At 72.8% G+C, this 18,395-nt stretch carries 21 protein-coding genes; 8 read left to right on the forward strand and 13 right to left on the reverse strand.

The features are described from left to right. The first annotated feature begins 66 nt into the window (after nucleotides 1-66). Nucleotides 67-591, forward strand: a complete 525-nt coding sequence (locus ACOJTC_RS29370; RefSeq protein WP_420119314.1) for an SRPBCC family protein — start codon at nucleotides 67-69, stop codon at nucleotides 589-591. Nucleotides 592-625: 34 nt separating this feature from the next. Here ACOJTC_RS29370 and ACOJTC_RS29375 read toward each other — a convergent pair whose 3' ends face one another. Further along, nucleotides 626-1,342 (reverse strand): DUF2786 domain-containing protein, encoded by a 717-nt coding sequence (locus tag ACOJTC_RS29375; RefSeq protein ID WP_420119315.1) that lies wholly within the window; start codon nucleotides 1,340-1,342, stop codon nucleotides 626-628. A gap of 126 nt (nucleotides 1,343-1,468) precedes the next feature. Here ACOJTC_RS29375 and ACOJTC_RS29380 point away from each other — a divergent pair, with 126 nt between their 5' ends. Next, nucleotides 1,469-1,882 (forward strand): hypothetical protein, encoded by a 414-nt coding sequence (locus ACOJTC_RS29380; protein WP_208565364.1) that lies wholly within the window; start codon nucleotides 1,469-1,471, stop codon nucleotides 1,880-1,882. A 46-nt stretch (nucleotides 1,883-1,928) separates the two neighbouring features. Here the strand turns inward: ACOJTC_RS29380 and ACOJTC_RS29385 are convergent, their stop codons facing one another. After that, on the reverse strand, nucleotides 1,929-2,318 hold the full coding sequence (locus tag ACOJTC_RS29385) for a hypothetical protein (protein WP_204928428.1): 390 nt from the start codon (nucleotides 2,316-2,318) through the stop codon (nucleotides 1,929-1,931). Between the two features lie 183 nt (nucleotides 2,319-2,501). On the opposite strand from ACOJTC_RS29385, the gene ACOJTC_RS29390 reads away from it, so the two are divergent. Further along, nucleotides 2,502-3,857 (forward strand): ABC transporter substrate-binding protein, encoded by a 1,356-nt coding sequence (locus ACOJTC_RS29390; protein WP_204928429.1) that lies wholly within the window; start codon nucleotides 2,502-2,504, stop codon nucleotides 3,855-3,857. A gap of 50 nt (nucleotides 3,858-3,907) precedes the next feature. Here ACOJTC_RS29390 and ACOJTC_RS29395 read toward each other — a convergent pair whose 3' ends face one another. Together ACOJTC_RS29395 and ACOJTC_RS29400 are read right to left on the reverse strand one after the other, a co-directional pair. Then, a complete protein-coding gene (locus ACOJTC_RS29395) occupies nucleotides 3,908-4,651 on the reverse strand; it encodes an enoyl-CoA hydratase/isomerase family protein (protein WP_420119316.1) in 744 nt (247 codons plus the stop codon). Next, nucleotides 4,648-5,502 (reverse strand): 3-hydroxyacyl-CoA dehydrogenase family protein, encoded by an 855-nt coding sequence (locus ACOJTC_RS29400; protein ID WP_420119323.1) that lies wholly within the window; start codon nucleotides 5,500-5,502, stop codon nucleotides 4,648-4,650. Before ACOJTC_RS29400 ends, ACOJTC_RS29395 begins: the two co-directional genes overlap by 4 nt. A 169-nt stretch (nucleotides 5,503-5,671) precedes the next feature. Between ACOJTC_RS29400 and ACOJTC_RS29405 the strand changes: the two genes are divergently transcribed. After that, complete coding sequence (locus ACOJTC_RS29405; RefSeq protein WP_357925163.1) at nucleotides 5,672-5,974, forward strand: hypothetical protein; 303 nt, start codon at nucleotides 5,672-5,674, stop codon at nucleotides 5,972-5,974. 31 nt (nucleotides 5,975-6,005) lie between these two features. On the opposite strand, the gene ACOJTC_RS29410 is transcribed toward ACOJTC_RS29405, so the two are convergent. Next, complete coding sequence (locus ACOJTC_RS29410; protein WP_357925160.1) at nucleotides 6,006-6,791, reverse strand: class I SAM-dependent methyltransferase; 786 nt, start codon at nucleotides 6,789-6,791, stop codon at nucleotides 6,006-6,008. Between the two features lie 43 nt (nucleotides 6,792-6,834). Here ACOJTC_RS29410 and ACOJTC_RS29415 point away from each other — a divergent pair, with 43 nt between their 5' ends. Further along, nucleotides 6,835-7,224, forward strand: a complete 390-nt coding sequence (locus ACOJTC_RS29415; protein WP_420119317.1) for a PPOX class F420-dependent oxidoreductase — start codon at nucleotides 6,835-6,837, stop codon at nucleotides 7,222-7,224. Nucleotides 7,225-7,341: 117 nt separating this feature from the next. Here the strand turns inward: ACOJTC_RS29415 and ACOJTC_RS29420 are convergent, their stop codons facing one another. Both ACOJTC_RS29420 and ACOJTC_RS29425 read right to left on the reverse strand, forming a co-directional pair. Further along, on the reverse strand, nucleotides 7,342-7,551 hold the full coding sequence (locus ACOJTC_RS29420; RefSeq protein ID WP_007073996.1) for a BldC family transcriptional regulator: 210 nt from the start codon (nucleotides 7,549-7,551) through the stop codon (nucleotides 7,342-7,344). A gap of 251 nt (nucleotides 7,552-7,802) precedes the next feature. Then, nucleotides 7,803-8,642 (reverse strand): hypothetical protein, encoded by an 840-nt coding sequence (locus ACOJTC_RS29425; protein WP_204928434.1) that lies wholly within the window; start codon nucleotides 8,640-8,642, stop codon nucleotides 7,803-7,805. Between the two features lie 263 nt (nucleotides 8,643-8,905). On the opposite strand from ACOJTC_RS29425, the gene ACOJTC_RS29430 reads away from it, so the two are divergent. Then, nucleotides 8,906-9,988, forward strand: coding sequence for a Glu/Leu/Phe/Val family dehydrogenase (locus ACOJTC_RS29430; protein WP_420119318.1), 1,083 nt, complete (start codon nucleotides 8,906-8,908; stop codon nucleotides 9,986-9,988). 339 nt (nucleotides 9,989-10,327) lie between these two features. Further along, nucleotides 10,328-10,546: a DUF3073 domain-containing protein gene (locus ACOJTC_RS29435; RefSeq protein ID WP_088641959.1), complete on the forward strand. Its 219-nt coding sequence runs from the start codon at nucleotides 10,328-10,330 to the stop codon at nucleotides 10,544-10,546. A 180-nt stretch (nucleotides 10,547-10,726) separates the two neighbouring features. Here the strand turns inward: ACOJTC_RS29435 and amcA are convergent, their stop codons facing one another. The 5 genes from amcA to ACOJTC_RS29460 all read right to left on the reverse strand — a co-directional run bounded on the left by amcA (nucleotide 10,727) and on the right by ACOJTC_RS29460 (nucleotide 15,435). Next, on the reverse strand, nucleotides 10,727-10,960 hold the full coding sequence (gene amcA, locus ACOJTC_RS29440) for a multiple cyclophane-containing RiPP AmcA (RefSeq protein WP_420119319.1): 234 nt from the start codon (nucleotides 10,958-10,960) through the stop codon (nucleotides 10,727-10,729). After that, on the reverse strand, nucleotides 10,929-12,032 hold the full coding sequence (gene amcB / locus ACOJTC_RS29445) for a cyclophane-forming radical SAM peptide maturase AmcB (protein ID WP_420119324.1): 1,104 nt from the start codon (nucleotides 12,030-12,032) through the stop codon (nucleotides 10,929-10,931). The genes amcA and amcB overlap by 32 nt, the downstream gene beginning before the upstream one ends. 128 nt (nucleotides 12,033-12,160) lie before the next feature. Continuing rightward, nucleotides 12,161-13,315: a phosphoribosylformylglycinamidine cyclo-ligase gene (gene purM, locus ACOJTC_RS29450; RefSeq protein WP_357925154.1), complete on the reverse strand. Its 1,155-nt coding sequence runs from the start codon at nucleotides 13,313-13,315 to the stop codon at nucleotides 12,161-12,163. A 59-nt stretch (nucleotides 13,316-13,374) separates the two neighbouring features. Further along, entirely contained in the window at nucleotides 13,375-14,913 is a 1,539-nt protein-coding gene (gene purF, locus ACOJTC_RS29455) for an amidophosphoribosyltransferase (protein ID WP_420119320.1), read from the reverse strand. Nucleotides 14,914-15,081: 168 nt separating this feature from the next. After that, nucleotides 15,082-15,435: a sterol carrier family protein gene (locus ACOJTC_RS29460; RefSeq protein WP_204928440.1), complete on the reverse strand. Its 354-nt coding sequence runs from the start codon at nucleotides 15,433-15,435 to the stop codon at nucleotides 15,082-15,084. A 150-nt stretch (nucleotides 15,436-15,585) separates the two neighbouring features. Here ACOJTC_RS29460 and ACOJTC_RS29465 point away from each other — a divergent pair, with 150 nt between their 5' ends. Then, on the forward strand, nucleotides 15,586-17,901 hold the full coding sequence (locus tag ACOJTC_RS29465) for a carboxypeptidase regulatory-like domain-containing protein (protein WP_420119321.1): 2,316 nt from the start codon (nucleotides 15,586-15,588) through the stop codon (nucleotides 17,899-17,901). A gap of 124 nt (nucleotides 17,902-18,025) precedes the next feature. Here the strand turns inward: ACOJTC_RS29465 and ACOJTC_RS29470 are convergent. Further along, a partial coding sequence (locus ACOJTC_RS29470; protein ID WP_420119322.1) for a 2-phosphosulfolactate phosphatase occupies nucleotides 18,026-18,395 on the reverse strand: 370 nt, incomplete at its 5' end.

An 18,395-nucleotide genomic window follows, 5' to 3' on the forward strand; every position in this document is an offset into this window, starting at 1 on the left:
CACTGACCGGAATGAGCCGGTAGATGGCGCTGCGCAGCGCACCCCCAGCCGGTATGGTCCGGGCCTATGGGACAGCAGAAGCCAGATCCGGAGGGCGTCCATCAGGACGTCGACCGGTACTCGCTGCGCTGCACCCTCCTCGTCCCCGCCCCGGCGGAGCAGGCGTTCGCGGTCTTCACCGGTTCGCTGGCCGACTGGTGGGTCCGTGAGTACACCTGGTCCGGGCCGGCGGCGCTGGCCGAGCTGGGGATGGAACCCCGGGCCGGCGGCATGCTCTACGAGATCGGCCCGTACGGCTTCCGGGGCGACTGGGGGCGGGTGCTCACCTGGGACCCGCCGCGGCGGCTCGTGTTCACCTGGCAGCTCGGCCCCGACCGGGTGCCGGTGCCCGATCCGGCGCGGGCCAGCGAGGTGGAGGTGCTGTTCCTGCCGGACGAGTCCGGGCGGACCCGCGTCGAGCTGGAGCACCGCCACTTCGACAGGCACGGTGAGGCCGCCGAGGGCTACCGGGCGGCGTTGACCGCCGGCTGGTACGAACTGCTCGGCCGCTCCCAGGGCACCGTCATCCGGACCGCCCCCGACCCGCTCTGAGGGGCGGGGGCACCACGCGGAAGGACCGGGCCGGTCAGCGGGGCGGACCGCCGAGGGGCGTCCGGCCGGTCGGGCGACCGACCGGATCGGGGCCGCCGAGGTCGGCCCGGTGGCCGCCCGCCGCGCCCGCGCCGAAGCCGGAGCCGGCGAGCCGGCGGGTCGGCGCGGTACGCAGCCGGGGGTAGACCTCGGCGACCCGGCGGGCCACCCGGTCCGAGCGGTCGGCCAGCACCAGCGCCACCGACGGGGCGTCGCGTTCCGCCGCCGCGCCCGTCTCGGCGGCCCGTAACCGTTCGGCGACCACCCGGGCGAAGCCGGCCAGCCAGGAGCGGCGGAAGGCGGCCGGCTGCTCACCGGGCGGCACGGCGGTGCCGGCGAGACCGTGTGCGGCCTGCACGAGCAGCGAGGTGAACAGCAGGTCGACCCGTTCCAGGTCGCTGGCGAAGCCGAACAGGTGCAGCGTGAACCCGCTGCCGTCCGGTCGGCGTACGCAGCGGCAGCGCAGCGGGTCGGCCACCGCCGCGAGCAGCCCGGCCTTGTCCCGGGCGTACGGGGCGACGACGTCGACCACCCGGTCGCCGACCGGGTCGGTGGTGGGGTCGCGGGCAGCCAGTAGGGCCCGGTCGACGCCGTACCGGGCGATCAGCTCGGTGGCCTTGGCGGTGAACGCGGCCGACTCGGCGGGGGTGCAGGCCGGGTCCTCGGCCTGGGCCAGGAGCTTGCGCACCTTGCTGAGCATCGCCTCGGACATGCGTCACTGGTACCACAGCGGGTTCACGGTTCTGTCACAGCGGGATCAGAGATCGACAGATATCATCGCCACTCACCGCACCCTGTCCACGACTCAGGGTCCGCCCTCTTCCCTGGAGGCACCACCATGGCATCCCGGACCGCCCGCCTGACCGCGCTCACCGCCACCCTGCCCCTGCTCTGGTTCGGCACACCCGCCCAGGCCGCCCCGGAGGCGAACCTCTCCGCGTCGGCCGCCACCTGCTACGGCGGGGCGGTCCGGTCGTACTTCCAGGTCGGCGGATGGGGCGGGGACGCCGGGCCGTACAAGGCGAGCACCAGGTGCAAGGACGTCAACGTCAAGAACAGCAGCGAGTTCGGCACCGAGGCGTGCGTGGTCTTCATCGACAAGACCAACAAGTGCAACTACCTCACCTATCTGCCGGCGAAGTCGGACTGGATCACCGTCGCCACCAACGTGCGCGACGGCGCGAACTTCAAGGTCCGCTTCACCAACCTGCGCTACGAGTACGAGCCGCTGGTGGCGTACCACGCGTACTGAGCCGCGCCGCCGGCCCTGCCGCTGACGGGCGGTGGGGCCGGGCGGGTCAGCCGGCCCGGCTGCGCAGCGTCGCCACCGCCGAGCCGGCGAGGGTGAGCAGGCAGTCCGGCAGTTGCCCGTCGGCGACCGCCGCTCCGAACAGCGCCTCGCCGGTGTCGGCGTCGTGGTTGGCGTACGCACTGACGAACCGGGCCACCCAGCGGGTGTCGTACCCCGCCTCGTCGATGCCGGGGAAGTCCAGCGCGCACGCGCCGGGCGGCGGCGGGTCACCGACCATCGTCGCGGCCAGGGTCCAGGCGACCGTGTACGCACCGGCGAGCCCCGACCGGTCCACCACGGCGTCGAATGTGCCGACCACGGCGGCGCCGTCCCCGGTCAGCGCCGAATGGAGTACGGCGGTAGCGTCGGCGAGCGTCTGATCCGGTACGTCGGTCACCTGCGGCACAGTAGGACGCCAGGTCAAGCGGTCGGGCACCGGAAACGGTGACCACCTGGCGGGACGACGTGACGGAGCGTGCGTTGCACTGTCGGGCCGGCGACGAGGGCCGCCTCCCTGGTCCCACGGCCCCCGCCGGCACGCTATGGTGCGCACCGGACCTGCGCCGGAGGAAGGACCACCATGCTCGTAACCCGCGGCCCGCGCGCGGCCGTCCTGGCGGCCTGTGCGTCGTTGCTGCTCGCCGTCAGCGCGTGCGGGACGACCGACGACAAGCCCGAGGAAGCGGACACCCCGCAGGTGCGCCTGTACGGCACCGACGGCAACATGCTCAACTCCTTCGCCGCCGAGCTGAAGGACCGGGCCGACCTCGTCGACGGCATGAAGGGCACCACCCCGCTCACACCGCTCAGCGACGACTTCAAGCAGCGGCTGCGCTCCATCGACCCGAAGTTGACCGACTACCTCTATGCGGCGGAGTCGTACGACGCGGTCATGATCAGCGCGCTCGCCGCCCAGCTCGCGGGCAGTACCGACCCGGCGGACATCGCCAAGCAGATCGTCGGGGTGACCACCAACGGTCAGCGCTGCACGGACGCGGCGAGCTGCCTGACCCTGGCCCGGGACGGTCAGGACATCGAGTACCGTGGCCCGTCGCTGAACCGGGCCGGGTTCACCGATCTCGGTGAGCCGGCCACCGCCAGCTACGCGACCCTGCACTTCGACAACCAGAAGATCAACGACGCGAAGACCGAGTTCGTCGGTGCGGGCGACGAGTCCGGGGTGAGCACCAAGGCCGCGCCGAAGCCGAAGAAGCAGCGGGGCGGGCGCAACGACCGCAGCGACGGCTCCCCGCTGATCCTCGGTGGCCTGCTGCCCAAGACCGGTGACCTGGCCCTGGCGAACCCACCGCTGGCGGCCGGCGTGGCGCTGGCGATCAAGGAGATCAACGCCGCGGGTGGGGTGCTCGGCGACCCGGTGACCTGGTTCGACGGTGACGACGGCACCAACCCGGCCGTCGCCAAGGCCACCGTGGCCTCGCACGTCAGGAACAAGGTCCAGGTCATCATCGGGGCCGCCGCGTCGGGAATCTCCGCCGCCGTGCTGCCGGACGTGGTGGCGGCCGGCAAGATCCTGTTCTCGCCGTCCAACACCGACGCGGGGTTGAGCCAGGCCGACGACAAGGGCCTCTACTTCCGGACCGCCCCGCCGGACAGCCTCCAGGGCCGGGCGCTGGCCGACGTGATCCTCCGCGACGGCCCGCACAAGATCGTGGTGGTGGCCCGCAAGGACTCCTACGGCGAGGGCCTGCAGGAGACCGTCCGCGCCGAGCTGGAACGGGCCGGCTTCGGCACCGACCGGGTGCGGCTGCTCACCTACGAGCCGCCGGCCGACGCCAAGGCCCCGCCGGTCGACTTCGGCAGCCTGGCCGGCGAGATCAAGGACTACAAGCCGGAGGCGGTGCTGGTCATCGGCTTCGGTGAGTCCGCCGGACTGATCAGGGCGCTGGCCGACGCGGGCGTGCCGATCCGGCACTGACGCGACACCGGCGGGGGCGGCACCGGGTGCGGTGCCGCCCCCGCCGACGTTCAGCGGGGGCGGCGACGTTCCAGGAAGTCGGTCATCCGGCGGTGCTTCTCCTCGTCCTCGAAGAGCACCGCCTGGCTGACCAGGTCGAGCTGCGGGTGGGCACCGGGCGGGGCGTCCACCGCGAGCTTGGTCAGCCGCAACGCCAGCGCCGAACCCTTGGCCATCTCGTCGAGCAGCCCGTGCGCGGTGGGCAGCAGCTCGGCCGGCTCGGCCACCACCCGGTTGACCAGGCCGATCCGCAGCGCCTCGTCGGCGTCGACCCGCCGGCCGGTGAAGAGCAGTTCCTTGGCCCGGCCCTCGCCGACCAGGGCCGGCAACCGGTGGGTCGCCCCCGCGCCGGCCAGGATGCCCAACCGCACCTCCGGCTGACCGAAGACCGCCCGCGCCGTGCACACCCGCAGATCGCAGGCGTACGCCAGCTCAGCGCCACCGCCCAACGCGGGGCCGTCCACGGCGGCCACGCTCGGCATGGGCAGGGCCCGGAGCCGGGCGAAGGCCGCCGAGTTGATCGCGGCGAGAGCGTCCAGCCGACCCCGCTCACGCAGCTGACCGATGTCGGCCCCACCGGCGAAGAGCCCGTCCGTGCCGCCGGTGAGCAGCAGCAGCCGGGGCCGGGCCTCCAGCGCGGCGCAGACGCCGTGCAGCGCGCCGATCAGGTCGGCGTCGATGGCGTTGCGTTTCTCCGGCCGGTCCAGCGTCACCACCACCCGGTCGGGCAGCTCCTGCACCCGTAGCCCGCTCACTGCCGGCGACCGTCCTTCCACGTGTAGAAGCCCTGGCCGGACTTCTTGCCGAGTTTCCCGGCGGCGACCATCTCGACCAGCAGCGGCGGTGGGGCGAACCGGTCGCCGTAGGCGGCCTGCAGGGTACGGGCGATGTCCAGCCGCACGTCCAGCCCGACGAGGTCGGTCAGCTCCAACGGGCCGACCGGGTGCCGGTAGCCGAGCACCATCGCCTTGTCCACGTCGGCCGGTGCGGCCACCCCGTCGGCGACCATCCGGATCGCCTCCAGGCCGAGGGTCACCCCGAGTCGGGAGGTGGCGAAGCCGGGCAGGTCGCGTACCACGACGGGGTCCTTGCCCAGCCGGCCGGCGAGCGCGACGGCCGCCACGGTGGTCTCGGGTGCGGTGGCCGCGCCGACCACCACCTCCAGCAGGGTCATCGCCCAGACCGGGTTGAAGAAGTGCAGCCCGAGGAAGGACTCCGGCCGGGCCAGCCCCTCGGCCAGCTCGCCGATGGGGATGCTGGAGGTGTTGCTGCCCAGCAGCGCCGGGCGCAGCCGTTCCGCCTCGGCGAGCACCGACCGCTTCAGGTCGGGCCGCTCGGGCACCGCCTCGACGATCACCTCCGGTGCCGGGGCGACCTCGGCGAGCGCCCCCCGCAGGGTGATCCGGTCCCGCTGCGCGGCGGCGGCCTCGGCGTCGAGCTTCCCGCGCTGCACCGCCCGTGCGCACAGCTCGTCGAGGCGGGTGGCGGCGGCCTCGGCCCGCCCCCGGTCCACCTCGACCAGTTCGACCGCGTAGCCCGCGCCGGCCGCCACGTAGGCGATGCCGAGCCCCATCGTGCCGGCCCCGACGACGACAAGACGACTCATGGACGCTCCCTCACTGCGTACGGCGGCGTGCGGGGTCTCCGGCACGCCCTGCCGCTCGCTCCGCTGGCTCATGGGTGCGACCCTATGCAGCACCGTTCCCGGCGGCATGCGTGGGGGACCGCCGCACCGGGTACTGACGGCCCAACGTCAAGGGAAGGAACCAGTCGACATGAGCCAGGCACCGGAGACCGTGGACAGCGGCACCACCGACGGCACGGCGGTCGTGGAGACGCGCGGCGACGAGCGCATCGACCTGCTCCGCGCCGACACCAACAACGACGGCAAGACCGACGTGTGGGTGGTGGACACCGACGGCGACGGCCGGGCGGACCTGTTCCAGTTCGACACCGACGGTGACGGCAAGGTCGACATCACCATGGTCGACATCGACGAGGACGGCACCCCGGACGAGGTGGTCGACGGCGACGGCGGCCTCCCCCCGGAGCCGCTCCCGCCGACCGTCCAGGTCTGACGCGGACGCGGGGGCCCGACCGGGCCCCCGCTCACCGCCCGGCGGCCAACCGCAGGGTGGCCAGGTAGTACGGGGCGTCGCGGTCGTCCACGTCGGTCAGCCGCCATCCGGTGCCCCGGACCAGTTCGGCCAGCTCCTCGGCGGAGCAGACCAGGTAGTCGAACCACTGCGTGCCGAGTTCGCGGTAGCGCAGCCGCAGCCGCAGCTGCCCGCCGAGCCGCCCCCGCTGCCGGTTGCGCTCGTGGTAGCCGGTGTGCACCGGGTCGGTGGTGCCGTACGGGTCGGTGCCGTGCGCGATGACCTGCGCGCCGGGCCGGGCCAGGGCGGCCAGCGCGGCGAGGAACGCCGGAGCCCGCTCCCGCCCCTCGAACAGCCCCAGGTTGTTGCCGAGCAGCAGGAACGTGTCGTAACGCCGGCCGTCGGCGACGTGCTCGTCGACGGTGCCGAGGACGAGGTCCCGGACGCCCCGGTGCCGGCTGACCCGCAGCGCCCCGGGCGAGGTGTCCAGCCCGGTGACGGGGATGCCGCGCTCCTGGAGCACCAGCGCGATCCGCCCGCCCCCGACGCCGACGTCCAGGGTGGCGCCCCGGGTCCGCTCCACAGCCCGGTGGTCGTACGGCTGCCAGTGTTCCGGCCCGTCGAGGTAGTGCGCGGCGGGGGCCCCGTTGACCAGTCCGTCGTCCCGTTCGATGATCTCGATGACCGGTCGGGGCAGCCGCCCGCCGACCAGCGGCCGGGGGCCGATTCCGGTGTGCACCGCATACGCGTCACGCAGCAGTTCGCCGAACACGTCGCCGAGTCGAGGTTCTCCGGTCACGACCTGCACGGTATCCGGGTCCGTCCGCCGTATCCTGGGCGGCGTGACCGACCTGGACCGCCTGGCGGCGGAGAAGTACGTCCTGTTGACGACGTTCCGCAAGGACGGCCGTGCGGTGTCCACCCCGGTCTGGGCGGTCCGCGACGACGACACGCTGGCGGTCTGGACGGTCGCCGACTCGGGCAAGGTGAAGCGGATCAGGCGGGACGGCACGGTGACGGTGGCCCCGTGCGACGTGCGCGGCCGTCCGCTGGGTGACGCGGTGCCGGGTCACGCGGTGCTCTGCGGCCCGCAGGAGAGCAGCCGGATTCGCGACCTGCTCAAGCGCAAGTACCGGCTGCTGGGGCGGTTGACCCTGCTCGGCAGCCGGCTACGCCGGGGTGAGGCGGGCACCATCGGCATCCGGGTCAGCCTGACGGGCCCGCCGGGGTGACCGATCCGGCCGCTGGCCTGCCGGAGGGTGACCCATGGGTGGAGACGACTCAGGGGCGGTGGTACGTCGCTGCTGCGACGTCCGCCCGCCCCTGAGGTCCGTAACGTTCTGACCGGGTCAGTCCCCCTGGCGCTGCTGGGGGATCTGGCCCTGTAGCAACGCCCGCACCTCCGACTCACGGTACCGACGGTGTCCGCCCAGGGTTCGGATCGCGCTGAGCTTCCCCGCCTTGGCCCACCGGGTCACCGTCTTCGGGTCGACACGGAACATCGACGCCACCTCGGCCGGCGTGAGTAGCGGCTCTGGTTCGTGCGTTCGCGATGCCATCGGTCACTCCTCCACATGGATAGACATCGGCCGGGGTCCCGCCGGCCGACGCGTCTCCCATGGTCCGGCTAGTCCCCGATGTCCGACATGGGCCGAACGGCCGAAGGTCCCTAGACGGACGGATGAACCATGCCCGATTTATCTGACTTTTACACGGCAGAAAGTACCTTATTCGGACTCATGATCACGGTTCGTGATGCGTCAACTACGAGTGTGACTCATAATTGACAGTGCGAATGGGCGATATGTGGTTAATTGCACCGCTCCAGTAACTGGATCGCGCGCCACCGCGCCACCAACCGGTCGTACGCCGCCGACGCCTCGTCCGTCTCGCCCCGGGATAGCCCGGCCAGGCCGCCCGCCACCAGCTCCGGCGAATCGTCTGCGGTCAACGTCTCGTCGGAGAGCAGTTGCACCAGGCCGCCGTAGTCCAACTCGACCACCGACCGGGGGTGGAACTCCTCCAGCCAGCGGGCGGCCTCCTCGACCGCCTCGGTGATCGGCGCGGCACCTATCGACTTCCTGAGCACCGCCAGCGCCCGCGAGGCCCGCCGGCGGGCCTTGGAGATCTCCGTGCGGTAGCGCAGCGCCCGCCGGTCCGGTCGGGTGACCAGCTCCCGCTCACCCGCCTCGACCAGCACGAACCACCGCAGTGGCACGCCCCAGGTGGCGATCTGCTCGTGCAGCCGGGGCACCCCGTGCTCCAGCACCCGGGCACCGCTGCGCCAGTCCTCCACCACGGTCTTGGCCTGCCCGGCCAGGACCGGCGGGACGAACGCGTCGGCGATCACCGACGGCACCCCTTCCCGGGCGCTCAGCGCCGCCTCGGCCACCCGGACCCGCAGGTTCCACGGGCAGACCAGCAGCGCGTCGTCGACCTCCAGCACGTACGCCTCGTCGGGCAGGTCGGGCAGTCGCGTCCAGCCCGCGCCGAGCGCCGCGATGACCGCGCTCCGTTGCCGGCCCGGCCCCTCCAGCGGGGCCACCGCCCGCCCCTCCCGCACGTAACGCCGCCAGTACGACTGACGGTCCCGGTCGAAGGCGGTCAGCGGCTCGTACACGCGCAGGTAAGAAGCGAAGAGCGACGGCACCGCGCGATCCTCCCACGAAACCTCCTACCGGTGCCGCCGCCGTCGGACGCGACCGGAACGGCCCGGCGGGCGACGCCCGGAACGGACCGGCGGGCGACGCCCGGAACGCCGCCGGCGGACGCCGCCCGGACGACCGGGTCGCACGCGACGTGGACGACGGCACGGTTCCCGACCGATATTAGGCTGACCAGCGCCGGCAGCACCCCCGCCGGCCGAGAAGGTCCGTGCCCCACAAGGGCGCACACCGACACCAGGAGCGAGCCATGGGCGTATTCGTGAGCACCGACGACCCCGGACCGGCCGGTCACGAACAGGTCGTCTTCTGCCAGGACAGGCAGAGCGGCCTCAAGGCGATCATCGGGATCTACTCCACCGCGCTGGGTCCCGCGCTGGGCGGCACCCGGTTCTACCCGTACGCCAGCGAGGAGGCGGCGCTGGCCGACGTGCTGGACCTCTCGCGCGGGATGGCGTACAAGAACGCGCTGGCGGGGCTGGACCTGGGCGGCGGCAAGGCGGTCATCTGGGGAGATCCGGACCAGGTCAAGAGCGAGGCACTGCTGCGCGCGTACGGGCGGTTCGTGCAGTCCCTGGGCGGGCGCTACTACACCGCCTGTGACGTGGGCACCTACGTGGCCGACATGGACGTGATCGCGCGGGAGACCCGGTATGTCACCGGCCGCAGCGTGGAGCACGGCGGGGCGGGGGACTCCTCGGTCCTCACCGCCTGGGGCGTATTCCAGGGGAGGCGGGCCGCCGCCGAGCACGTCTGGGGCAGCCCCAGCCTGCGCGGACGACGGGTCGGGGTGGCCGGGCTGGGCAAGGTCGGCAGGCACCTGACCGGGCACCTGGTCGACGACGGGGCCGAGGTGGTGGCGACCGACGTCGACCCGCGGGCGCTGGAGTGGGCGCGGACCAACCACCCCGGGGTCGCCCTGGTCGCCGACACCGCCGCGCTGGTCGCCGCCGACATCGACGTGTACGCCCCGTGCGCGCTGGGCGGCGCCCTGAACGACGACACCGTGCCGGCCCTGCGGGCCCGGGTGGTCGCCGGCGCGGCCAACAACCAACTCGCCCATCCCGGCATCGAGAAGCTCCTCGCCGACCGGGGCATCCTCTACGCCCCCGACTACGTGGTCAACGCCGGCGGGGTCATCCAGGTCGCGGACGAGATCGAGGGCTTCAACTTCGACCGGGCCAAGCTGCGGGCCACCCGGATCTTCGACACCACCCGGCAGATCCTCCGGCTGGCCGACGAGGAGGGGGTGCCCCCGGCGGTGGCCGCCGACCGGCTGGCCGAGCGCCGGATGGCCGACGTGGGTCGGCTGCGCGCCATCCACCTGGGCTGAGCGCGTGTCCCGGGCGTGGCGACGATCCGCGCCCGGGACGCCCCGGCCGGACCGGTCCGGTTCGGCACGGCTGCCGGCCACCGGCGGGCGGGGCACGCGGTAGCATGGCTTTTCGCGGCTTTTTCAGTAGTTTGACCGGCGTCACGGGCGGTCCAGCGCTTACCCCTTACCGGGTACACTCGGTGACTGCCGGGTGACTGCGACGCGCAGGGCCGGCAGACGGTAACCCGAGGTGCCGAACGGTGGCATCCCCATGTACCGTAAGAGCCACGAGAGATGCCTGACGTCATCGGGGCCCGCCTTCGGGCTGCCCCGCATTCTGTGCGAGGGGGTCGAGCCATGGGGCGCGGCCGTGCTAAGGCCAAGCAGACGAAGGTGGCGCGGGAGTTGAAGTACCACTCCCCGAACACCGACCTCACCGCCTTGCAGCGCGAACTGGCGGGTGCTGGTGGGAAGTCTGAGCAGCACTTCGACGACGACTACAAAGAGTATGTCGACGACGACGATGAGGATCATGCGGACGACGACCCGGACCCCTGGGCTCCTCCGACCCGCTGACCTCCGGTCACACTGAGCACGCGGCAACTCTCCGCGTGCTCACGCATGTGCCCGACCAGAGCAGCATCATCACCTCGATCAGGGACCCCGCCAGCCCGGAGCACACTCCGGCCGGTCGGCGCGGTCCCTGATCGAGGTGGCCATGACCCGTCCTCGTACGGCGAGGCCGGGCGTCCCTGCTCAGCGCGGCCGGTTGTTCCAGTTGTAGAACGTCGGGATGTTCTCGAAGTGGTTCCAGGCGCAGACCGCGCCGGCACCCTCCGCGCCCGACACCTCGGCGCGGGAACGACGGGCGGCCTCGGCCTCGTGGAGCAGGGCGGAGAGCCCCCCAGCGGCCTCCCGCACCCGGTCGGTGACCTGGTCCGGGCCGGTGCCGACCCGCTCAGCGGGCCGGTGACTCGTGGTCTCGGGCATGCTCCAACACTCCCTCCAATAGGCGGATCTTGCTGTTGCGGCAGTGCTCGGTTTCCGTGCCGTCGAACCGTCCCTGCTCGAAGTAGCGGTTGGCCGCGTGCCCTCCGCCGCAGAAGCCGAAGTACGGGCAGGACGACCGGCACGCCTCGACGCCGGTGAGGAACTCACCCACCCATTCCGTGCCCGCCGCCCCGGCCAGGATCTCGGCCAGCGGGGTGGCCAGCACGTTGCCACTGCTGAAGTCGCCGTAGCGGGCGTCGGAGAAGCCGGCCAGCTCGGGGGAGAGCACGGTCACCGAACCGTCGTACCCGATCGTCGGGATCGGGTCGAGCTGCCGGGGCAGCAGGTCGCCCTCCGCACCGTCCAGCACCGCCGCCGCGTACCGCAGCGACCACTCGACCTCCCGCAGGTGCACCCGGGGCGCCCGCCGCCAGGCCGCCACCAGCTCCGCCCAGAACGCGGTCACCGCCGCCGCGTCGTGTGCGTTGCTGCGGGTGTTGACCCCCTCGGTCTCCTCGATGTTCAGCCCGAGCACGTCACAGCCCAGGTCGAGGAAGTAGTCGTACAACTCGGTGGCGAGCCCCGGCGTCGGCCGGCTCACCACCGCCAGCGCCGAGAACGGCAGGCCGTGCCGGCGCAGCGCCGCGACCCCCCGGACGATCCGGTCGTACGCCGGCCGACCGGCCCGGGTCACCCGCTCACCGTTACGGGCGGCCGGGCCGTCCACGCTCACGCTCACCCGCACCCCGTGCGCGGCGAAGAACGCGCACCAGGCGTCGTCGATCAGGGTGGCGTTGGTCTGCACGTGGTGTTCCACCCCGGCGGGGAACGCGGCGATCAGCGCCGCCAGGTGCTCCCGGCCGGCGGCGAGCGGCTCACCGCCGTGCCAGACCACCGAGAACCGGCCCCGCGCCGCCCAGGGGGTGACAGCGGCGGCGACCGCCTCGGCAACCGCCACCGGCATCCGCCGGTCGGCCGCCCGGTGCGGCAGGTAGCAGTACGCGCAGTCGAGGTTGCACAGCGTCGTCGGCTGCATCACCACGTACGACGGGACCGCCGCGATCCCCCGCATGCCCGTCACGGACCGGCACCGAGCAGCCATCGACCCTCCTCCCCCGTGCCCGAAGTGTCCTTCAGGCTAGGCGGCGACGGCCGCTCGGGTGAACCCCCGACCAGGCAGCGGCCGAGCGGCCACGCCGCTCAGCCCCGGGTGTGCTGGCCGATCATCTGCACGTTGCCGGTGCCCTCGATGATCTCGCCGGCCTGCCAGGCGTCCACGCCACGGCCGGCGAGGGTGGCCAGCGCGCGGTCGGCGTCCTCGGCGGAGACGATGGCGAACATGCCGACGCCCATGTTGAACGTCGACTCCATCTCCGAGTCCTCGATCCGGCCCTTGGACTGGATCAGGTCGAAGATCGGCTGCGGCTTCCAGGTGGCCCGGTTGACCACCGCGTCGACGTGCTCGGGCAGCACCCGGACCAGGTTGCCGGGGATGCCGCCGCCGGTGACGTGGGCGATCGAGCGCACCTCCGCCTCGGTGATCAGCTTCAGGCAGTCCTGCGCGTAGATCTTGGTCGGGGTGAGGAGCTCCTCGCCGAGCGTGCGCTGCCGGCCGAAGTCGTCGATCACCACGTCCAGCCGCATCCGGCCGGCACCGAGCAGCACGTGCCGGACCAGCGAGTAGCCGTTGGAGTGCAGGCCGGACGAGCGCATCGCGATCACCACGTCGCCCACCTCGACCCGGTCCGGGCTGAGGATCTCGCTCTCCTCGACCACGCCGACCCCGGTGGCGGAGACGTCGTACTCGTCGGGACGCAGCACGCCCGGGTGCTCGGCGGTCTCGCCACCGAGCAGCGCGCAGCCGGCGTACCGGCAGCCGTCGGCGATGCCCGCGCCGATCTCGGCGACCCGGTCCGGCACGACCTCGCCGGTGGCGATGTAGTCGAGCAGGAACAGCGGCTCGGCCCCGCACGCCACCAGGTCGTCGACGACCATCGCGACCAGGTCGATGCCGATCGTGTCGTGGATGTCGAGCTGCTGGGCGATGACCAGCTTGGTGCCCACCCCGTCGGTGGAGGACGCCAGGATCGGGTTCTTGTACTTCTTGGTGTCCAGCCGGAACAGGCCGGCGAAGCCGCCCAGGTCACCCATGACCTCAGGCCGCCGGGTCTCCTTCACCTTGGACTTGAGCAGCTCGACCGCCCGGTCGCCCGCCTCGATCGACACCCCCGCGTCGGCGTACGAGACCGAGCGTTTGCGGGTGGTGCGGCCGGTCCCCGCCGTCCAGGGCTGGCGGTCGCCACCGGCACCGCTCGGGCTGCTTCCTGCGCCGCTGCGCTCGGACACGTAGGTCACGGTTCTCCCCTTTGTGGTTCTCGGTGCCGCGCCGACGGTGGCCGGGCGACCCCGGTGTGCTACGGGCGGTGGGCGGTCGCGCCGCCCGGAGTGGCGACGAGCGGTGTGTGGTGCTCGGAGGAGGTGTCCGGGGCGTCGGCGACCCGCCGGCCCACCCCTTCGAGCACGTGCTTGCCGATCAGGTTCCCGGCCGGCAGGTCGATCGGGTACTCCCCGTCGAAACAGGCCCGGCAGAGCCTGCTCCTGGGCTGTTCGGTCGCGGCGATGAGACCGGGGAGCGAGACGTAACCGAGGGTGTCGGCGCCGATCGAGCGCCGGATGCCCTCGTTGTCCAGCCCGTTGGCCAGCAGTTCGGCCCGGGTGGCGAAGTCGATGCCGTAGAAGCACGGCCAGTTCACCGGCGGGGAGGAGATCCGGACGTGGACCTCCAGCGCGCCCGCCTCGCGGAGCATCCGGACGATCGCCCGCTGGGTGTTGCCGCGCACGATCGAGTCGTCGACCACGACCAGCCGCTTGCCCCGCACGTTCTCCCGCAGCGGGTTGAGCTTGAGTCGCACGCCGAGCTGGCGGAGGGTCTGCGACGGCTGGATGAAGGTCCGCCCCACGTACGGTTTCTTCATCAGGCCGGCGCCGTAGGTGATGCCGCACGCCTCGGCGTAACCGATGGCGGCCGGCGTGCCCGACTCGGGCACCGGGATCACCAGGTCGGCCTCGACCGGGTGCTCCTTGGCGAGTTGCCGGCCGATCTGCACCCGGGCGGCGTGCACGTTGCGGCCGGCGATGGTGGCGTCCGGGCGGGCGATGTAGACGTACTCGAAGAGGCAGCCCTTGGGCTCCGGCGCGGCGAACCGGCTGGAGCGCAGGCCCTCCTCGTCGATCGCGATCAGCTCGCCCGGCTCGACCTCCCGGACCACGCTCGCGCCGACGATGTCCAGCGCGGCCGTCTCGCTGGCCACCACCCAGCCGCGTTCCAGCCGGCCGAGCACCAGCGGGCGGACGCCGTGCGGGTCGCGGGCGGCGTAGAGGGTCGACTCGTCCATGAAGACGAAGCTGAACGCGCCACGTAGCTGCGGCAGCACCTCCAGCGCGGCGGCCTCCACCGACAGGTCGGGGCGGCTGGCCAGCAGCATGGTCACCAGTGAGGTGTCGTTGGTGGCCCCGTCGTCGAGCAGGCCGCGCTCGGCGACCTCCTTCTGCAACTCGGCGGTGTTGACCAGGTTGCCGTTGTGCGCCAGGGCGATCGTGGTGCCGGAGGTGGTCGACCGGATGGTCGGCTGGGCATTTTCCCAGGTCGAGCCGCCGGTGGTGGAGTAACGCGCGTGCCCGATGGCCAGGTGGCCGCGCAGGCTCTTCAGGGTCGGCTCGTCGAACACCTGGGCCACCAGGCCGAGGTCCTTGTAGACCACCACTCCCGAGCCGTCGCTCACGGCGATGCCGGCGGCCTCCTGGCCCCGGTGCTGGAGTGCGTAGAGTCCGAAATAGGTGAGATTGGCGACCTCTTCACCCGGGGCCCAGACGCCGAAGACGCCACACGCGTCCTGGGGGCCGGGTCGCTGGGGGTCAAGGTCGTGGCTCAGCCGGCCATCGCCTCGGGGCACTGCCGCTCCCTCATGCTGGTCTGGACTGGCCTGGCGGAGCCGGGGGGCTGCTCCGCACCTTTCGGCCCTGGACCACTGTCGTCGCCTGACAGTGTACGCGAACACGAGTCAATACAGAAAGTCACGATCTGCCTCCACCCCGTCACCCCGTCGAGCGGAACGGTGCAGCTAGAGCGGCAGATGGTCAGCGAGATCCGCCCGGTTTCCGCTCACCTGTACGCGACCGTCCGTGACCGCCTGCGCCCACGACAGCCGTCCGGTGGCAAGCGCCAGCCAGGTGTCCGGCGCCATCTCCACCACGTTCGGCGGGGTACCCCGGGTGTGTCGGGGCCCGGGCACGCATTGAACTGCACCGTAAGGTGGGACACGCACCTCCACCGATCGGCCGGGGGCACGCTCCGCGAGGGCGGTCAGAAGGGCACGGACCGCCTCGCGGTACACCTGTCGTTCGGGGATACGCCCCTCATCGAGCGCCGTCAGCGCCGCCAGCACCGCGGCGGACTTAATGTGCGGAGAGGACACGACGGGACGATACGACCCCTGGCCGCGGAGTGCCACGCTGGCCCCTGGGTCGCGCCGATCCGGTCAGACAAGGCATAGTTGCCGACGGCGTATTCGTACCGTGATGATCCCCGGCCCCCGCCGGGGAGGTCAGACCGGAAGGCGGTGGACGTGTCAACACACCGACGTGCCTGGACACAGCGGGCCGGTGTGGTCGTAGCGCTGGTGGCCGGCGCCCTGCTCACCGTCCCCGCCACACCCGCTTTCGCCGCTCCGAGCGTCAACAACGTGTCGGCGTCCCCGAGTTCCGTCGAGGCCGGGAAGACTACCCGGGTCAACTACTCGCTCACCGTGGGTGACGGCTCCCCGGTCGACGTCTCCGTCACCTCCAGCAACGGCAAGCTCCGCTGCGTCGACGGTTGCAGTCGCAACAAGGTCGACCAGAGCGGCGGGTCGAGCGCCAGCTTCGCCCTCGCCGACGACGCGTCGAGCGGGTCCGCCACGATCACCGTGAAGGCCGTCGACGCCAACGGCGCCGAGAACTCGGCCAGCACGACCGTGACCCTGGTGGCCAAGGCCGCGCCGCAGACCACCCCGCCGCAGGACAAGCCGACCGTCAAGTCGATCTCCGGCAAGGTGGTCGTGGCGGCCACCGGCGACGCGGTGCCCAACGCGGTGGTGGGGCTGGAGGACTCGACCGGCAAGCAGTTCAACACCACCAGCGACGGCAGCGGCAACTTCCGGATCACCGGGTCGAGCTCCAACCCGATCGCGCCCGGCTCGATGGTGCTCGGGGCCAGCAAGGACGGCGTCGTCGCCACCAAGCCGATCAGCGCGGGGGCCGGGCAGAGCCTGAGCAACCAGCGGATCAGCCTGGCGTTGAAGGTCGAGGTGAGCCCGAGCGCCACCCCGTCGACCTCCGCCGAGCCGACCCCCTCGGAGGAGACGACCGCAGAGACCACCGAGGAGAGCGCCGAACCGACCGGCGGGCAGCAGCAGGCCGCGTCGCAGGACGACGACAGCGGGTTCGGCTCCTTCCTGATCATCCTGCTCGGCGGTCTGCTGGTGGCGGCCGGCGTCGGCACCATCGTGCTGCTCTGGATCCGCCGTAGGAACGCCGACGACGACGGGAACGGACCGGCCGGTGCCGCTGCGGCCGGTGACGTCCCCGGCCCCCGGAGCCCACGCGGCACCGACGACCAGACCCGGGTGGTCAACCGGGTCGGTGCCGGCCCCGACCCGACGATGGTCGGCAGTTCCGCGCTGAGCGACGCGCCGACGATGTTGCAGCGACCGGTCGTCGACGACGTCCCGCCGGACCCGTACGCCGCGCCACCGCAGCCCTACGGCGCACCGCAGGACAACTGGGCCGGTGCCGGCGGCTACGGCGACGAGCCCGGTGGCCCGGGCGGTTACGGCGGCCAGCCGGGCGGCTACGGTGCCGCACCCGCCTCCGGCGGCGGCTACGGCGCGGCCGGAGCGGCGGGTGCCGCCGCAGGCGCGTACGGCGCGGCGAACCCGGCCGGTGGCGGCTACGGCAACGCACCGTCCTCCGGGAGTGGCTACGGCAACGCCCCCGCATCGGGTGGTGGCTACGACAACGCGCCCGCCTCCGGTGGCGGCTACGGCAACGCCCCCGCGTCGGGTGGCGGTTACGGAAACGCGCCCGCCTCCGGTGGCGGTTACGGCGGCCGGGACTACGGCGCGACCGCCGGTGCCGGCTACCCGGCGCAGGAGCAGGCCGGCGGCTTCGGCGGCGAGCAGCGCTACGACGAGCCCACCGGCCGGTACACCGGCGACAGCACCTCGTACGCGCCGGCCGCCGACCCGTACCCGACGAGCACCTACCAGCCGGAGCCGGACGCGTACGGCCAGCCGGGCGCGGGCGGCTACGGCCAGTCCGAGCGGGGTGGCTACGGTCGGGGTGCCGAGCCGACCGGTGGTTACGCCGGTGGCGGATACGGCCAGCAGGCCGGGTACGACGCCGGCCCGGACCAGGGTTACGGCGGCGGCCAGCGTGGCGGCTACGACCAGCAGCCCGGTGCCCACCAGGGCGGCCAGCACGGCGGCTACGACCAGCCGACGGGTGCCCACCAGGGCGGCTACGACCAGCGCGGCGGCGGGTACGACCACCAGCGGGGTGGCGCCCACCAGGGCGGCTACGACCAGCCGACGGGTGCCCACCAGGGCGGCTACGACCAGCGCGGCGGCGGGTACGACCAGCAGCCCGGCTACGGCGCCCCGCAGGGCGGCTACGGTCAGGCCGGCGGCTACGGTGCCGAGCAGCAGCAGGGCGGCTACGGCCAGGAACCCCCGCAGCAGCGCGGCGGCGGCTACGACCAGCAGGGCTACGACCAGCAGCAGGGTGGCTACTACGGCGAGCAGGGCCAGCCCGGTCGCGACCAGCAGCCCCCGTCCGGTCGGGCCCGGCCCGACGGCCCGCCCCCGGAGCGTGGCGGACGCCGCCTCGACTGGCTGGACGACTGACCCGGACCGACGACAGCGAACGACGGTGGCCGCCCCGATGCGCACGGGGCGGCCACCGTCGTTCGCGGGCCGGGGGTCGGCACGGTTCCTACAGGCCAGGTCAGCGCGGTTCCTGCGAGCCGGGTCAGCCGGCCGAGAAGACCCCCTGGCGGAGCACCGGCACCACGGTCGAGACGTCCCGCTGCACGGCCGCCTCGACGTCCCCGGCGAAGCCGCTCTCGATCAACTCCCGGCCGGAGACGCAGCCACGTACCGCCGCCGGCACGTCCGGGGTGCTGGCCAGGGCGGCCAGCGCCATCGCCGCCTCCACGGACAGCCCACCGGGCACCCCGGAGACGGCATCCAGCACACTGGCCGCGCCCAGCAGGTCCTCCACCGAGGGGCGCAGGGTGCCGTCCGGCCAGCGTTCACCGGCGGCGATCACCCCGACCGGGGCGTCAGTCGTGCCGTACCCCCGGTGGTGCAGCCACCGCCCGACGGCGCCGGCGATGCGC

The organism is Micromonospora sp. (assembly GCF_048594385.1).
In the GTDB taxonomy this organism is placed as follows: Bacteria; Actinomycetota; Actinomycetes; order Mycobacteriales; family Micromonosporaceae; genus Micromonospora; species Micromonospora wenchangensis.

Bases quoted from the DNA above. Each gene is read 5' to 3' on its own strand.
- ACOJTC_RS29380 (WP_208565364.1), top strand. From the start codon at position 1,469: ATGGCATCCCGGACCGCCCGCCTGACCGCGCTCACCGCCACCCTGCCC.
- ACOJTC_RS29435 (WP_088641959.1), top strand. From the start codon at position 10,328: ATGGGGCGCGGCCGTGCTAAGGCCAAGCAGACGAAGGTGGCGCGGGAG.
- ACOJTC_RS29405 (WP_357925163.1), top strand. From the start codon at position 5,672: ATGAGCCAGGCACCGGAGACCGTGGACAGCGGCACCACCGACGGCACG.
- ACOJTC_RS29370 (WP_420119314.1), top strand. From the start codon at position 67: ATGGGACAGCAGAAGCCAGATCCGGAGGGCGTCCATCAGGACGTCGAC.
- ACOJTC_RS29420 (WP_007073996.1), bottom strand. From the start codon at position 7,551: ATGGCATCGCGAACGCACGAACCAGAGCCGCTACTCACGCCGGCCGAG.
- ACOJTC_RS29430 (WP_420119318.1), top strand. From the start codon at position 8,906: ATGGGCGTATTCGTGAGCACCGACGACCCCGGACCGGCCGGTCACGAA.
- ACOJTC_RS29390 (WP_204928429.1), top strand. From the start codon at position 2,502: ATGCTCGTAACCCGCGGCCCGCGCGCGGCCGTCCTGGCGGCCTGTGCG.
- amcB (WP_420119324.1), bottom strand. From the start codon at position 12,032: ATGCGGGGGATCGCGGCGGTCCCGTCGTACGTGGTGATGCAGCCGACG.
- ACOJTC_RS29375 (WP_420119315.1), bottom strand. From the start codon at position 1,342: ATGTCCGAGGCGATGCTCAGCAAGGTGCGCAAGCTCCTGGCCCAGGCC.
- ACOJTC_RS29400 (WP_420119323.1), bottom strand. From the start codon at position 5,502: ATGAGTCGTCTTGTCGTCGTCGGGGCCGGCACGATGGGGCTCGGCATC.
- amcA (WP_420119319.1), bottom strand. From the start codon at position 10,960: ATGCCCGAGACCACGAGTCACCGGCCCGCTGAGCGGGTCGGCACCGGC.